13 protein-coding genes are annotated in these 15,008 nt (G+C 53.2%); 6 read left to right on the plus strand and 7 right to left on the minus strand.

What is annotated here, in order from left to right:
* Position 1 precedes the first annotated feature (1 nt).
* The 4 genes from EIZ48_RS20860 (at position 2) to hemN (ending at position 3,307) form a co-directional block, all read left to right on the plus strand.
* A complete protein-coding gene (locus tag EIZ48_RS20860; protein WP_075762169.1) occupies positions 2–643 on the plus strand; it encodes a class I SAM-dependent methyltransferase in 642 nt (213 codons plus the stop codon).
* A complete protein-coding gene (gene yihI, locus EIZ48_RS20865; RefSeq protein ID WP_160655762.1) occupies positions 643–1,209 on the plus strand; it encodes a Der GTPase-activating protein YihI in 567 nt (188 codons plus the stop codon). The genes EIZ48_RS20860 and yihI overlap by 1 nt, the downstream gene beginning before the upstream one ends.
* A 49-nt stretch (positions 1,210–1,258) precedes the next feature.
* Positions 1,259–1,729, plus strand: a complete 471-nt coding sequence (locus EIZ48_RS20870) for a DUF2489 domain-containing protein (RefSeq protein WP_192928670.1) — start codon at positions 1,259–1,261, stop codon at positions 1,727–1,729.
* 204 nt (positions 1,730–1,933) lie between these two features.
* The gene (hemN, locus tag EIZ48_RS20875; RefSeq protein ID WP_160655768.1) at positions 1,934–3,307 is read left to right on the plus strand and encodes an oxygen-independent coproporphyrinogen III oxidase; all 1,374 of its coding nucleotides are present in this window, start codon (positions 1,934–1,936) and stop codon (positions 3,305–3,307) included.
* Positions 3,308–3,413: 106 nt separating this feature from the next.
* Here hemN and EIZ48_RS29780 read toward each other — a convergent pair whose 3' ends face one another.
* The 6 genes from EIZ48_RS29780 to glnA all read right to left on the minus strand — a co-directional run bounded on the left by EIZ48_RS29780 (position 3,414) and on the right by glnA (position 11,336).
* Positions 3,414–3,542: a hypothetical protein gene (locus EIZ48_RS29780; RefSeq protein WP_255724937.1), complete on the minus strand. Its 129-nt coding sequence runs from the start codon at positions 3,540–3,542 to the stop codon at positions 3,414–3,416.
* A gap of 327 nt (positions 3,543–3,869) precedes the next feature.
* Entirely contained in the window at positions 3,870–6,428 is a 2,559-nt protein-coding gene (locus EIZ48_RS20880; protein ID WP_160655771.1) for a bifunctional diguanylate cyclase/phosphodiesterase, read from the minus strand.
* A gap of 181 nt (positions 6,429–6,609) precedes the next feature.
* On the minus strand, positions 6,610–8,025 hold the full coding sequence (gene glnG, locus EIZ48_RS20885; RefSeq protein WP_160655773.1) for a nitrogen regulation protein NR(I): 1,416 nt from the start codon (positions 8,023–8,025) through the stop codon (positions 6,610–6,612).
* Positions 8,026–8,073: 48 nt separating this feature from the next.
* Positions 8,074–9,132, minus strand: a complete 1,059-nt coding sequence (glnL, locus tag EIZ48_RS20890; RefSeq protein ID WP_160655775.1) for a nitrogen regulation protein NR(II) — start codon at positions 9,130–9,132, stop codon at positions 8,074–8,076.
* A 113-nt stretch (positions 9,133–9,245) separates the two neighbouring features.
* The gene (locus EIZ48_RS20895; RefSeq protein ID WP_160655777.1) at positions 9,246–9,794 is read right to left on the minus strand and encodes a DUF4124 domain-containing protein; all 549 of its coding nucleotides are present in this window, start codon (positions 9,792–9,794) and stop codon (positions 9,246–9,248) included.
* A 132-nt stretch (positions 9,795–9,926) separates the two neighbouring features.
* Positions 9,927–11,336, minus strand: a complete 1,410-nt coding sequence (gene glnA, locus EIZ48_RS20900; protein ID WP_160655778.1) for a glutamate--ammonia ligase — start codon at positions 11,334–11,336, stop codon at positions 9,927–9,929.
* A gap of 540 nt (positions 11,337–11,876) precedes the next feature.
* On the opposite strand from glnA, the gene typA reads away from it, so the two are divergent.
* Together typA and EIZ48_RS20910 are read left to right on the plus strand one after the other, a co-directional pair.
* Positions 11,877–13,706: a translational GTPase TypA gene (gene typA, locus EIZ48_RS20905; protein ID WP_160655780.1), complete on the plus strand. Its 1,830-nt coding sequence runs from the start codon at positions 11,877–11,879 to the stop codon at positions 13,704–13,706.
* A 92-nt stretch (positions 13,707–13,798) separates the two neighbouring features.
* Complete coding sequence (locus tag EIZ48_RS20910; RefSeq protein WP_160655783.1) at positions 13,799–14,329, plus strand: AAA family ATPase; 531 nt, start codon at positions 13,799–13,801, stop codon at positions 14,327–14,329.
* Here the strand turns inward: EIZ48_RS20910 and EIZ48_RS20915 are convergent.
* Complete coding sequence (locus EIZ48_RS20915) at positions 14,326–14,967, minus strand: DUF2959 domain-containing protein (protein ID WP_160655787.1); 642 nt, start codon at positions 14,965–14,967, stop codon at positions 14,326–14,328. The two genes, EIZ48_RS20910 and EIZ48_RS20915, sit on opposite strands and share 4 nt — an antisense overlap.
* Between the last annotated feature and the right edge of the window lie 41 nt (positions 14,968–15,008).

Genomic DNA, 15,008 nt, shown 5'->3' on the forward strand with positions numbered 1-15,008 from the left:
CATGCAGCCCTGCCCGTTATGCCAAAGCCATTCGGCCGATACTTTCCACCAGGACAAGCGCCGGGTGTACTTTCGCTGTCAGGAGTGTGCGCTGGTATTCGCTGATCCGGAGGCCTTGCTGGCACCGGACGATGAGAAGGCGGTCTACGACAAGCATGAAAACAACCCTGATGATCCAGGTTACCGTCGCTTTCTGGGCCGGCTTGCCGATCCGCTGGTCGAACGGCTGGGGACGTCATCCTGTTCCGGGCTGGATTTTGGCAGTGGCCCGGGGCCGACTCTGTCCGTGATGCTCGCAGAGATGGGGTATAATATGGCTATATATGATCCGTATTTTGCCCATGATCCGGCCGTGCTGGACCGGCAATATGACTTTGTTACTTGTACAGAGGCAATCGAACACTTTTATACGCCTGCAAAGGAATGGGGGCTGCTGACGGCGATGGTAAAACCCGGCGGATGGCTGGGGTTTATGACCAAGTTAGCAACAGATGCCGATGCCTTTGCGCATTGGCATTACAAGAATGACCCAACCCACGTGAGCTTTTTCAGCCGCGAGACTTTCCGTTACCTGGCAAAGCGCGATGGCCTGGAAGTCGAGTTTGTTGGAAATGATGTAATTTTGCTGAGGAAAACCCAGTAATGACCCGTAAGAAAAGAAGCCGTAAGCCAGGATCAGAAGGTCCTGCTGAATTTACAAAAAAATCAACAACTCAGATTGATTTGGAAGCCCGTAAACGCCAGAAAGACAAAAAGCGCAAGGGACTGAAGTCCGGTAGCCGCCACTCGGAAGCGCAGACGACGGATGCCAGAACGCTGGCGAAGCGTAAAGACCCACGTCATGGCAGTAAGAAGCCGGTGCCGTTGATTGTCGAAGCCAAGAAGCCAGCAACCAAGAAAGAGCGCCGCCTGAGTGCCGAGCAAGAACTGGCGATGCTGGAAAAAGATGCCCAGCTAATGGTGTTGCTGGATCGCATTGAAGCGGGTGAAAGCCTGGGTGCAGGCCTGCAGAAGCAAGTTGACCAGAAACTGGATCGTATTGAGCAGCTAATGAACCAGCTAGGTTTGCTGGAAGATGACGAACCACAAACGGCTGATGATTTTGCTCCGGCTGCCAAAGTCTCTTCTGACGATGATTTGCTTGAGCAGTTTGAAAACGCAGACTTCGGTCTGTTCGAGGACTCGGCTGAGAACTCGGACGAGAAGTAAGACAAACACTCTTTCTAGAAACCCGTTCGATAAGGAGTAACCCTTGGATATGACGCTTTGGCTAGGACTGGCCGGCAGTGTGATCGCCGTACTGGCGGCATATGCTGGGTATTTGCTGTATAAACTTTATCGGCAGACGACACGCCACAAGGCTTTTATGGCGCGGGCTGAGCTTCACCAGGCTGAAAAGATCAAAGAGCGCAATACCAATATTATGGATAGCGTGTTTATCATCGCTGAGGCTGGCAAGCAGGATCAGTGTGATATGTCGGAAATCTCCATTCGCCTGTATAAGCTGATGGAAGTGCTGCAAGGCGAGCTGCAGGTTGATTTTGCCAGCCAGTATCCGGCGATGAACGAGCTTTATCAGGTGGTGAAAGATATGCACCGTGGTGATGCCCGTAAAGCGCTGCAAAAGAAAGAGCGTATGAAGCAGGACCTTCTGCGAATGAAGGCTGAAGCCCGACTGGGTGATGACATCAAGCGCGAGCTGGATGTTATTTTGACCCTGAAGGCGTAGATTACCCCTGCCTTTCATAGGATTGAAAGACCTCATCTATACTGAAGCTAACAGATGGATGAGGTTTTTTGCTCGGTGCCAGGGAAGAATCTGAGCTAGTCATCATTTCAGTTAGCTGAAAAAAGTAAAACGTCTACATCTTTACCAAGTTATGGCACACTTGGCATTCGCAATTTACCCCAAGACCTTGAGTGGAAGTAAGTCATGTCACATGAGCAGATTATTTGGGATCAGGCACTGATAGAAAAATATAATTATTCAGGCCCCCGTTATACCTCATACCCGACCGCCCTCGAATTTCATGAGGCCTTTACGCCGGCGGAATTTGATATGGCGTGTGCGCAGTATCCGGACCGTAACCTTTCACTTTATGTCCATATCCCGTTTTGTCACAAGCTTTGCTATTACTGCGGCTGTAATAAGATTATTACCCGCCATCAACACAAGGCCGACCAGTACCTGGATGCCCTGGAGCAGGAAATCCGCCAGCGGGCGGCGTTGCTGGGTGAGCGTAATGTCAGCCAGCTGCACTGGGGCGGGGGTACCCCGACGTTTCTGACCAAGCCTCAGGTAAGCCGCCTGATGGGCCTGCTGCGTGAGCTGTTTAACTTTGCGCCGGATGCCGAAATCAGTATCGAGGTGGATCCGCGCGAAATCGACCTTGATATGCTGGATCACCTGCGAGCCGAAGGGTTTAACCGGTTAAGCATCGGGGTCCAGGACTTCAACAAGGAAGTGCAGAAACTGGTCAATCGCGAGCAGGATGAAGAGTTCATTTTTGCCATGGTTGAGCGGGCCAAAGAGCTGGGATTCCGTTCGACCAACCTGGACCTGATATATGGTCTGCCGAAACAGAACCGCGAGCTGTTTGCCAAAACACTGGAGCAGGTGCTGGCCATGAAGCCGGGACGGTTGTCGATTTTCAACTATGCCCATATGCCGACACTGTTTGCCGCCCAGCGCAAGATTAACGAGGCCGATTTGCCAGCCGCGAAAGAGAAGCTGGCTATTTTGCAAGATACCATCGCGACCCTGACGGGCGTGGGTTACCAGTTTATCGGTATGGACCACTTTGCCCTGCCGGATGACGAACTGGCCGTGGCGCAGCGCAACGGGATCCTGCATCGTAACTTCCAGGGCTATACCACCCAGGGTGACTGTGACCTATTGGGGCTGGGCGTGTCGGCCATCTCGATGATTGGCGACTGCTATGCCCAGAACCAGAAAGAGCTGAAAAAATACTATGCCAGCGTGAACGACAAGCGTGAGGCGCTGTGGAAAGGTGTCTCGCTGGATGCCGACGACTTGCTGCGCCGTGAGGTGATCAAGGCGCTGATATGTAACTTCCAGCTGGACAAGCACGATATCGAGCAGCGTTTCGACCTCGATTTTGATACTTACTTTGCCGAAGATCTGGCGTTGTTGCAGACCTTTATCAACGATGAGTTGGTCACCGTGGACGAGCGCTATATCCAGGTGGAGCTGAAAGGCCGCTTGCTGATCCGCAATATTTGCATGTGTTTTGACAAATATCTTCGTGATCGGGCGCGCCAGCAGCAGTTCTCCCGCGTGATTTAATTTTTACCGGGACTGTTAATAACAAAAGCCCCCGTACTTTGGCTCTTGGCCTGGGTACGGGGGCTTTTGTGTAATACCGCCCCGAGACGGGGGACGATATAACAGCTTAGCTGTTAAACATATTGACGGCAGCTAACAAGGTCAGAATACCCGCAGCAAAATGGCCTGAACCATTGGCTGCAAGTTCACTGACGGCAGGTATAGCCACACTGAATGAGAGAATACTTTCCAGCATGGTGGTTGGTCCCACAGTGTTATTGTTGGTGTTATCGCGGATGGTATAAAGCAGCGTGCTGTTTTATCCCGCTCAAAAGCCATGAGAGAGCGAGAGCCCGAGAGGACTAAGCTGGTGCGGTTTGGCTTTGAAGTGGGCGTATTCTACGCAAAATTGGCCAAAATGGAATTGTTTTTGCTCAAAAAACAAGCGGAAATGTCCGTGTGGCTAATATTTCTTTCTAACTCTCTGATCGGCAGCAGGCTGATCTCGCTCTGAGCGCCTTTTTTCGGACTCTGACAGGAAGGCAAGGCAGTATACGCAAAGAGGAAACTCTAATCAGTATCGTTAGTGTTGATAATTATCGGTGTCGGCAGAAACTGGGTTGCTACTTACCTTGGCGGTTGACCATTCGCTGAGCGGCTGGGGTTTGGCGTAGTAAAATCCCTGGGCATAGCGACAGCCGAGGGCTTTCAGCTGCTGGGTTTGCTCCCGGGTTTCGACGCCCTCGGCAACGATATCGGCATTAAAGTTCTCTGCCAGGGTAATGATCGCGGCGATAACCGGGGTGTAGTTGTTGCTCTCGGTCATCTGGTTGACGAAAGACCGGTCGATTTTCAGGCTGTCAAACGGCAGTTGGGCCAGATAGGACAGCGAGGAATAGCCGGTCCCGAAGTCATCGATGGCAATATGGATGCCGAGCTGACGTAGCTGTTGCAGGGCTTCAGTGGCCTGCTGTGGCTGGCTGATCAGTCTGGACTCGGTGATTTCCAGCGTGAGGTTGGCTGCCAGTAACCCCGATTCTGCCAGGATAGCTTCGACCTGCTCGACAAAGTCGGCCTGCAGCAACTGGCGAACCGACAAGTTGACGTGGAGCATAAAGGATTGCGGCCATTGCTGCCGGGCTATCATCTGGCTGGTTTGCTGACAGGCCAGGCGTAGGATTTGCTGACCCATCTCGATGATCATCCCGTTCTCTTCCGCCAGCGGTATAAACTGATTCGGGGGAACCAGACCCCGGGTCGGGCTGCGCCAGCGAACCAGTGCCTCGGCCCCGCAGGTTGTTTCACTGGCCAAATCAATCAGAGGCTGGAAATGCACTTCAAGCTCGTTGTGCTCAAGAGCCCGGTTGAGCTCGGCCGCCAGCCGGGTTTTTTCCAGCGAGGCTTCAAGCATGTGCGGCTCGAAATAGTGGATCGGTGTATCTTCCTGCATCTTGGCCTTGTTGAGTGCCAGACTGGCATTGCGTAGCCACTCGGCCATGCCGGCTTGCGGCAGTATTCCCTGGACAGCGCCGATGCTCGCCGACACCATGACCTCGACACCATTGACGATGAATGGAAAAGAGAAAGGGCTCAGTAGCTGGTGGGCGATTAGTTCTGCCTTTTCATGGGTATCGAGGCCGGGAATAAATACCGCGAACTCGTCCCGGCCGACTCGGCTCAGCAAGGCTCCCTGAGGCAAATCCCGCTCGAGGCGGCGGGCAATAAGTACCAGAAGCTGGTCGCCATTGAGGTGACCGATACTGTCGTTGATATGGCTAAAGGCTTTCAGGCCGATGATCATCAGGGTGGCCTGCTGGTTGGCATGCGGGCTTGACGTCGCCTCGCTAATGCCTTCCCGGCTCAATAGCCCGGTCAGATTGTCATAGAGAACCTGCTTGCGCAGCGAGTTAAACGAATGCTGAAGGCGGGAGGACATTGCCTGGAAGGCCTGGGCGAGCTGGTCTGTCTCGTGCAGCCTGAATCCCTGCCTGATATCCACACTCCAATTGTCCTCGGTGATTTTCTGTGAGGCCTTGGCAATATCGGTGATCGGCTGGGTTAATCGGTTTAGCACCAGCAGGCCGACCATTAGTCCGAAACCGGCCAGCAGTATGGCCGCCAGCAGGCCCGATTTCTGATGCTGCGGTAGCTGTCCCAGCAGCTCTTCCTCGGGCATGATAACGACAATTTTCCATTTGAGGCTGTATTCGTCCTGGTAAGGGGTTATCCGGCTGAAATAGCGGGTGTTGTCGTGTTCGAACTCAAATTCTGTCCCCTGGCTGGCAAGGGGCAGCTGGGTCTGCGCCATGAAGGCCTGGCTGGCGGCGATGAGAGAGTCGGGCTGTGGCAGGTGGGTGGCGGGCTGCTCGGCCGGTGGCAGCACCGAGCTGGCAATGAGGGTGCCCTCTTCGTTGATGATGTAGGTGCTTCCGGAAAAGTCTTTGCTTTCTCTTTGCAGGAACTTGTTGATGTAGTTGAGGTTTATGTCTGTCACCATCACCCCGAGCAAGGTATGGTGGCTATCGTCAATCACCGGGCTGACGGCGGAAATGGTCAGCGATTGCATTTCGTCCTGGTTGGTATATACCCCGGCCCATCCTGGGCTGAGGCTGCGGGCAAAGGGCTCGTACCAGGGGCGCCGGGTCGGGTCGTACTTGCTGATCTTGTGGGTGGTCGTGCCGAAGTGTGTCGAACCGTTATAGATATGGAGCTCGTTGTCGGTACGCCGGTCCTTCAGGATTAATGAAAGCTGGTGCTGGTTTTTTTTGCGAAAGCCGACGAAATACTTGTCTTCACTGCCGAAGCCGATGGTGGTGATCTGGGGCTGGTGGATATACAGGGTCGAGATGGCGTCTTTCAGGTACGCTTCCAGCCCCGTCAGCCGTGGCGGCTGGTATAGCTGGTGACGCTGGATACTATCGGCAATGGTCAGGTTGGTATTGAAAGGGTCGCCAAGAAATACCCGCAAGTCGTTGCTGATGCTTCGGGTGTAGGAGCCCAGAAGCTTACCGCTGACTTCAGACAGCATACGCTCGTAGCTGTTCTGCTGGGCGATGGCGATCACTCCGACAGTTAACAGCAATAATGAGGTAAACGGCACCATGACCGCTAAGCGCAGTGTTAGCAGGCGAGACTTAAGCATTTTCTGTTTTAGTAGATACGTCGTACTGTAATTCTTATCTTCTGATAGTCAGATAAATTGGCAGAACTTGCAAATGATCTTTTCAGGAATGTTATATCCATGCCGCTAAATTGAGAGATCAGTCGATGAGGGCAGGCCTGCCAGGGCTTGCGCGCCCCCGTGATTGTTATTGAACCGTCATTTAATCCGCCACGACATTGAGCTCTTTTAGTTTTCTGGTCAGGGTATTCCGTCCCCAGCCAAGCAGTCTTGCCGCTTCCTGCTTGTGGCCGTGGGTGTGCTCCAGTGCCGTCTCGAGCAAGATTTTCTCAAACTCCGGCAGGGCCTCTCCCAATAGGTTCTGGTTACCCTGCTGCAGAGTATCTTTGGCCCACTGTTCGAGCGCATGGTGCCAGTGTCCCTGGCCGTTATGGGGTTCGGTGTGGGTATCGTTGGTCAGTAGCTCCGGCGGCAGATCGGTCGGCAGAATTTCGTTGCCGCTGGCCATCACCGTTAGCCAGCGACAGGTGTTTTCCAGCTGGCGAACGTTACCCGGCCAGTTAAGGTCGGTCAGGGTGGCTTCCGTGGTCGGGTGGAGAGTCTTCACCTCGACGCCAAGTTCATCGGAGGCACGCTGGAGAAAATGGCGGGTCAGCTGCGGGATATCCTGGCGGCGGTCTTTCAGCGCCGGCAGATGGACCCTGATGACATTGAGGCGATGAAACAAGTCTTCCCGGAAGTCGCCGTTGGTCACAAGCCGTTCAAGGTCCTGGTGGGTGGCGGCGATGATCCGTACATCGACGTTAACCGGCGAGTGGCCGCCGACCCGATAAAACTGGCCGTCAGCCAGTACCCTTAGCAGGCGGGTCTGGATATCGAGCGGCATATCCCCGATTTCATCGAGAAACAGGGTACCACCGTTGGCTTGTTCGAAGCGCCCCTGGCGGACGCTGTTGGCACCGGTGAACGCCCCTTTTTCGTGCCCGAACAACTCGGACTCAATCAAGTCTTTAGGTATCGCGGCCATATTGAGGGCAATAAACTCCTTGTGGCTCCGCGGGCTATGCCGGTGCAGGGCATGGGCAACCAGTTCTTTGCCTGTCCCGGACTCCCCATTGATCAGCACCGAGATGGAAGAGCGTGACAGGCGGCCGATGGCCCGGAAGACTTCCTGCATTGCCGGTGCCTCACCGATGATTTCAGGGGCATTTTTCTCTTCCGGTTCAGGTTGTTGCTGACGCTTTTGTTCCTGGCTGTGAGTGACGGCACGTTCAACGAGGTTGACGGCCTCATCGATATCAAAGGGTTTGGGCAGGTACTCGAAAGCGCCTTCCTGATAGGCATTGACGGCGGCATCCAGATCGGAGTGTGCCGTCATGATGATCACCGGCAGCGCCGGGTAATCCTGTTGCAGCGACTTGAGCAAGGTCAGCCCATCCATCCCCGGCATCCGGATATCGGAGACCAGTACGTCAGGTACACTGCGCTCCAGTGACTCGATGACACTGTCAGCGTTGGCAAAGGTTTCACACTTTAATCCGGCCGCATTGAGGGTACGTTCCAGCACCCAGCGAATTGAGCTGTCATCATCGACAACCCAAATTAATCCTTTGCTCATATCACGTCCTCTCTCGTTATCGTTCATCGGTGATGTGTCTGCTACCCATCATTTTATCGGTAGATAAATGGTGAACTTGGTATGGCCAGGCCAGCTGACAACTTCTATTTTTCCCTGGTGCTGATCAATCAGGTTCTGGGCGATAGAAAGCCCCAGTCCGGTTCCCCCTTCCCGGCCTGTCACCATGGGGTAGAACAGGGTGTCCTGAATATCGCCGGGGATCCCCGGTCCGTCATCAATGATGTCGACCTTGGCGGCAATACGGTAGCGCTTGCCATGGATCAGGGTCTGGTGGGCGGTCCGGGTTTTCAGGGTAATGTTTCCGCCGCCGTGCTGCTGCAGGGCCTGGGCGGCATTGCTGACTATATTGAGTATGGCTTGTTCCAGCTGCTCCGGATCCATGGTGAAGTCCGGCAGGCTCGGATCGTAGTCACGGTGAAGCCGGATATTGCTGCCGCTGTCGATAGCGACCAGCTGGCGAACCTTTTCCAGTACCACATGAATATTATCGACCTGGCGTGAGCCCGGTCGCTGCGGACCAAGCAGCCGGTCAACCAGGTTACGCAGCCGGTCGGCCTGCTCGATGATCATCTGGGTATATTCGGTGTAGCTGGGATCCGGCAGGGTTTTTTCCAGCAACTGGGCAGCGCCGCGCAACCCGCCGAGCGGATTCTTGATTTCGTGTGCCAACCCGCGTACCAGCTCCTTGGCTGCCTGTTGCTGGGCATGCTGGCTTAGTTCCTGGCTGATCCGGCGCTGCTGATCGATAGGCTTAAGCTCAAGCAGGATCAGCAGCTCCTTTTGCCATGATAGCGGGCTGGCATTGACTTCCAGGGTGTAGTGCCTGCCGTCGATGACAAAGGTGACATCGCTGTCGGCCAGTCCCTGTCCGCTTTGCAGCGTGTCCTGGATCAGGCCGAGATCGAGCGAGGAATGCTGCAGCAGTTCCGGAAAGCAGGCATTGTTGAGGCGACGTTTGCTGAACGACAGCAATTGCTCCGCAGCCGGATTGACATAGCGGATCGTCAACCCTTCGTCGAGCAGCAGTATCGCGGTAACCAAATTGTCCAGGATCAGAGGTGTAAAAGAGGCTGTCACGATTATCATCCTTGTATTGCCCGTTCACTTTGGTGCAGCGTACAGGGTGTGCACCAACTTGGTGCAATCAAGTGTAGCCTGTCTATGCTACATCGTGAACCTAAAATCGCGCTGGCTGGGTGTTACTTGGGTGTTACCGCCGGCGGTTGAGGCTGGAGCCGTGAAGCCCGATGTAGGTAAACAGTGATTACTTCTGATAATGCAATAACCTTGCCGTTATTTGATATTTGGGCCTGTAGGGTATGGCTGCCGCGGTCGATATTGCTCAGGTGCCAGTTGAGCCGGGATTGCGGCGGGCCATAATGTTTGCCGTCGAGCAACAACTGGGCACGGTGGTGCTTATTCAGTGTCTGGCTGGTGGCGGCTGCCACCTTGATGATCCCCTGATTGTCGCGCAATGTCTGCTGATCGTGAGGTGACAGCAGGCGGACGGTGATTGGCTGGCTGGACTGGGTATCCTGCTTGTCCGCATCCGGCGGGCTTGACTGGAGTTCAATGGTAGGCAGGACGTCTAGATCAACAATATTGGCGTTCGGATTGGGCTGGTCGGAAAAGTGTATGACGCCCCGGGCATCCTCCCAGGTATAAATCGGGCTGGCTTGCAGCCATGGTGCCGTGGTAAGTCCGAGCAGCAGGCAGGTAGCCAGTTGTTGAGAGGGGATGTATGTCATCGGTTCGTGAAAAGGCGGCAGATAGTCATAGGGTAACTATGAGTGTTTCAGCTGGTGGCGAGACGGCAAGATCAAAAAGGCCTGCTTGTGAAGCAGGCCTAAATCTTAATCGTTAAGTAATGTATGAATTACTTATACAGAGTAGTAAAGGTCAAACTCAAGTGGGTGAGTTGTCATGTTAACCTTCTCTACGTCCTGAGATTTCAGCTCGATGTAAGAATCGATGAAGTCATCAGAGAACACGCCGCCCGCCGTCAGGAAGTCACGGTCTTCGTTCAGGCTCTGTAGTGCGCCCTGCAGTGACTCGGCAACCGTAGGGATTTCTGCTGCTTCTTCTGCCGGTAGGTCATACAGGTCCTTGTCCATCGCTTCGCCTGGGTGGATCTTGTTCTGGATACCGTCAAGACCAGCCATCAGCATCGCTGCAAACGCCAGGTATGGGTTAGCAGCCGGATCACCGAAGCGAACTTCGATACGGCGTGCTTTCGGGCTTGGTACCACTGGGATACGGATAGAAGCTGAACGGTTACGAGCCGAGTAGGCCAGCATAACAGGTGCTTCGAAGCCAGGTACCAGACGTTTGTACGAGTTTGTTGCCGGGTTGGCAAAGGCGTTGATTGCACGTGCGTGCTTGATGATACCGCCGATGTAGTAAAGTGCCATTTCAGACAGGCCGCCGTACTTGTCACCCGCAAACAGGTTCTGGCCGTCTTTACCCAGAGACATGTGAACGTGCATACCAGAACCGTTATCGCCTACTAGTGGTTTAGGCATGAAGGTTGCTGTTTTGCCAAATGCGTGAGCAACGTTATGAACAACATACTTGTAGATTTGAATTTCATCAGCTTTAGTTGTCAGGGTATTGAATCGGGTTGCGATTTCATTCTGACCAGCAGTCGCTACTTCGTGGTGGTGCGCCTCAACAACCAGGCCCATCTCTTCCATGATCAGACACATGGCTGAACGGATATCTTGTGATGAATCAACTGGTGCAACCGGGAAGTAACCGCCTTTAACGCCCGGACGGTGACCTTTGTTACCGCCTTCGAAATCAGAACCTGTGTTCCAGGCCGCTTCCACATCATCAATCTTGAAGAATGAACCTGACATGTCGGTGCTGAACTTCACGTCATCAAACAGGAAGAACTCAGGCTCAGGACCAACCAGAACGGTGTCTGCGACGCCAGTTGCACGCATGAACTCTTCGGCACGCTTGGCGATTGAGCGCGGGTCACGGTCGTAGCCTTGCATTGTTGCAGGTTCTAGGATGTCACAACGAACGTTCAGGGTTGCATCTTCAGTAAACGGGTCCAATACCGCGCTTGCTGCGTCTGGCATCATAACCATGTCTGATTCGTTGATACCTTTCCAGCCAGCAACCGAAGAACCATCGAACATTTTTCCTTCTTCAAAGAAATCAGCATCGATCTGGTGAGCTGGGATAGAGATGTGCTGCTCTTTACCTTTGGTGTCGGTAAAGCGTAGGTCAACAAACTTAACTTCGTTTTCCTGGATCAGCGCTAGTACGTTTTCTACTGACATCTTGAGTAACCTCCGGTGTTAGGTTGGGCAACTGGCCGCAAAAATAAGTGATGAACAGTTATGTTGTTCAGCTGAAGTTATCTTTGCGAGAACTGTGCCAACTTTTAAAAGCCCCAAAATCGCCCATTTAGCGTAGGTTGGGGCCCAATAATTCCATTAAATTGCACTATTTTGGTGAGTCGTTGCACTTTTATGGTGCATTGGTGCGTCGATTCACAATCTTGGTGCGTCTCTACTATTCGCCTATGGCGGTATATTGTCAAACGAAAGGCTGCATAATTACGCCGAAAAAGTGGGTGAAATGCTAGCCGTCAGGGCTAAGAATATGGCTGCAAAGAGGAAAAAGCGAGCCGGGTGCTGGCGGGAAATCGGTAGGTAATACCTGTGCGGAATCAGCTCTTGCGGGCTTTATTAAAAAAGCTGGTGATATAAATCACATATTTCGTGGGTTTTGGCGTAAAATCTGTTAGATTATGAGCCGTTTTTTTAACCAAGTAGCCGCCATAGGGTCGCTGCATGTTCTGAGTGAATGTGAAATCCATGTCTAATCCACAGATCGATAAACTAAGAAATATCGCAATTATTGCGCACGTTGACCACGGTAAAACCACCCTGGTCGATAAGCTGCTTCAGCAGTCTGGTACGTTAGAGTCTCGCGGTGAAGCTGAAGAGCGCGTAATGGATTCCAACGATATCGAAAAAGAGCGTGGTATCACCATTCTTGCCAAGAACACAGCGATTAACTGGAATGATTACCGCATCAACATCGTTGATACCCCGGGACACGCCGACTTCGGTGGTGAGGTTGAGCGTATCATGTCGATGGTAGACTCTGTACTTCTTATCGTTGATGCTGTTGACGGTCCAATGCCGCAAACTCGTTTTGTTACCCAGAAAGCGTTTGCCCACGGCCTGAAGCCAATCGTTGTAATTAACAAGATTGACCGCCCTGGTGCTCGCCCTGAGTGGGTAATGGATCAGGTGTTCGATCTGTTCGACAACCTGGGTGCAACTGACGAGCAGCTGGATTTCCAGGTTGTTTACGCATCGGCACTAAACGGTTGGGCGACGCAGGAAGAGGGTGTGACCGGCGAAAGCATGGAACCGCTGTTCCAGGCTATCGTTGATAACGTTGAGGCACCGGCTGTTGATGTTGAAGGCGCACTGCAGATGCAGGTTTCTCAGCTAGACTACAGCTCTTACGTGGGTGTTATCGGTGTCGCGCGTGTAACGCGTGGTTCTGTGACCCCTAACCAGCAGGTTACTGTGATTGGTGCCGATGGTAAGAAACGTAACGGTAAAGTCGGTACCGTGCTTGGCTACCTGGGTCTTGAGCGCCATGAAGTTGAAAAAGCAACGGCGGGTGACATCATTGCGATCACCGGTCTTGGCGAGCTGAAAATCTCTGACACTATCTGTGACGTTAACACTGTTGAAGCACTTCCTGCTCTGTCTGTTGATGAGCCAACAGTAACCATGACTTTCCAGGTGAACACGTCGCCGTTTGCAGGTAAAGAAGGCAAGTTCGTGACGTCACGTAACATCCTTGAGCGTCTGCAGAAAGAACTGGTACACAACGTTGCCCTGCGTGTTGAAGAAACGGAAGACCCGGATAAATTCCGCGTTTCAGGCCGTGGTGAACTTCATCTGTCTATCCTGATCGAAAATATGCGTCGTGAAGGCTTCGAGCTGGCCGTATCGCGTCCGGAAGTTATCATCAAAGAAGAAGATGGTCAGCTGATGGAACCGTTTGAAGTCGTGACTATCGACGTGGTGGAAGAGCACCAGGGCGGTATCATGGAAAACATCGGTTTGCGTAAAGGTGAGCTGACTGATATGGCACCAGACGGTAAAGGCCGTGTTCGCATGGACTTCATGATGCCTTCTCGTGGCCTTATCGGTTTCCAGACTGAATTTATGACGCTGACGTCAGGTTCTGGCCTGCTTTACCATACGTTTGATCACTACGGCCCGCACAAAGGCGGTACAATCGGTCAGCGTAACAACGGTGTGCTGATCTCGAACGCAACAGGTAAAGCACTGACATATGCACTGTTCAACCTGCAAGAGCGTGGCCGTCTGTTTGCAGAGCACGCTGATGAAGTTTACGAAGGCCAGATCATCGGTATTCACAACCGTTCTAACGATCTGACTGTTAACTGCCTGAAAGGAAAGCAGCTGACTAACGTTCGTGCTTCTGGTACTGATGAAGCGCAGGTACTTTCTCCTGCAATCAAGTACACGCTAGAGCAAGCGCTGGAGTTCATCGATGACGACGAGCTGGTAGAAGTAACGCCACAAAGCATTCGTATTCGTAAGAAGCTACTTACTGAAAACGATCGTAAACGTGCAAGCCGTACTGCGAAGTAATCGCTAACAGCTTCCGTTAACCAATCCCCCCATCGGTGCTACCATGGGGGGATTGTTGTATCTGAACCCTATAAAATCAAAAGAATAACGATATGCAGCCTATTATTATTACTGGTGGACCAGGGGCGGGGAAAACAACCTTGCTCAATGCGATGGGAAAGAAAGGCTATCTGGTATTTCCGGAAGTCTCGCGAACGCTTATTCAACAGCAGTCGCAACTGGAGCAAGGTGTGCTGCCCTGGACGGATCTGCCGGCGTTTGCACAGCTATGCCTGGATATGATGACAGAGCAACGCTGCCAGGCGGGCAAGGGGACGATACCGGCGATGGTTGACCGGGCTGTCGGCGATATTTGCGCCTATCTGGCAATCGGCGGCGAGCCAGTGGCCGAGCGCTATCTTGAAGCCGCGGTGGGTTATTATCCGACAGTTTTTTTCTGTGCCCCGAATTGCGACATCTATGTGCAGGACGAGGAGCGCCCGCACAGCTTTGCTGAGGCGGAGCACATTCACCAACAATTGATTGAAACTTACCTGGCTTTGGGCTACCGGGTCGAAGAGGTGCCCTGGGGCAGTGTTGAGGAGCGAGCCTGCTGGGTGCAGGCCCGGTTAAAACAGGGCTAGGCTTTTTTAAGCTGAGCGATAAACCGCTCTGATTCGGCAATGGCTGCCTGCATATCGGTAATGGCGCGCTGGATATCGCGCTGAAGCGAGTCGAACTCGCCCTGCAGTGAGCCGATGGCAGCGGCATTGAGGTTATGTTTCAGATACAGGGTATTGTCACGCAGGGTGTTGAGTACCGGGGACATCTTTTGTTCTGCCCGGTGCATGGCACCCAGCATCTGACGGTATGATGCTTGGGTGCTGCGGAGCTTTTTTTCACTCTCGCGCTTGAGGTTGCTGCTGGTATAGAGCGACAGCTCATCCTGCCATTCGTCAAACAGGGCATCAGCCACATCTTCGATAGCGGCAATTCGGCTGCTGACTTTCTCGGCCGCATCAGAGCTGGCTTCGTATTGATCGTTGATGGTGTTGTAGGCCGCTTCCAGCTCGCCGCCATCGAACTGGTTCAGGGTCTTGAGAGCGTCAAGGGCACTGGTGAACTGCTGTTGGGCATCCTGCTGGGCTTCCGTGGCCTCCTCGACTCTGTCGACCATGATCTCGCGCTTATGGACGCCGACGGTTTCCATGGCAGAATAATAGGCGCTCTGGCACCCGGACAGCAGAGTAAGGCTGAGCATTGCAACAAGCAAGTAAGGCATAACAGGCTCCTGAACAGTTGGTAAGGCCAGCGGTCACCGAG

This window comes from Photobacterium alginatilyticum (assembly GCF_009910675.1).
Classification (GTDB): Bacteria; Pseudomonadota; Gammaproteobacteria; order Enterobacterales; family Vibrionaceae; genus Photobacterium; species Photobacterium alginatilyticum.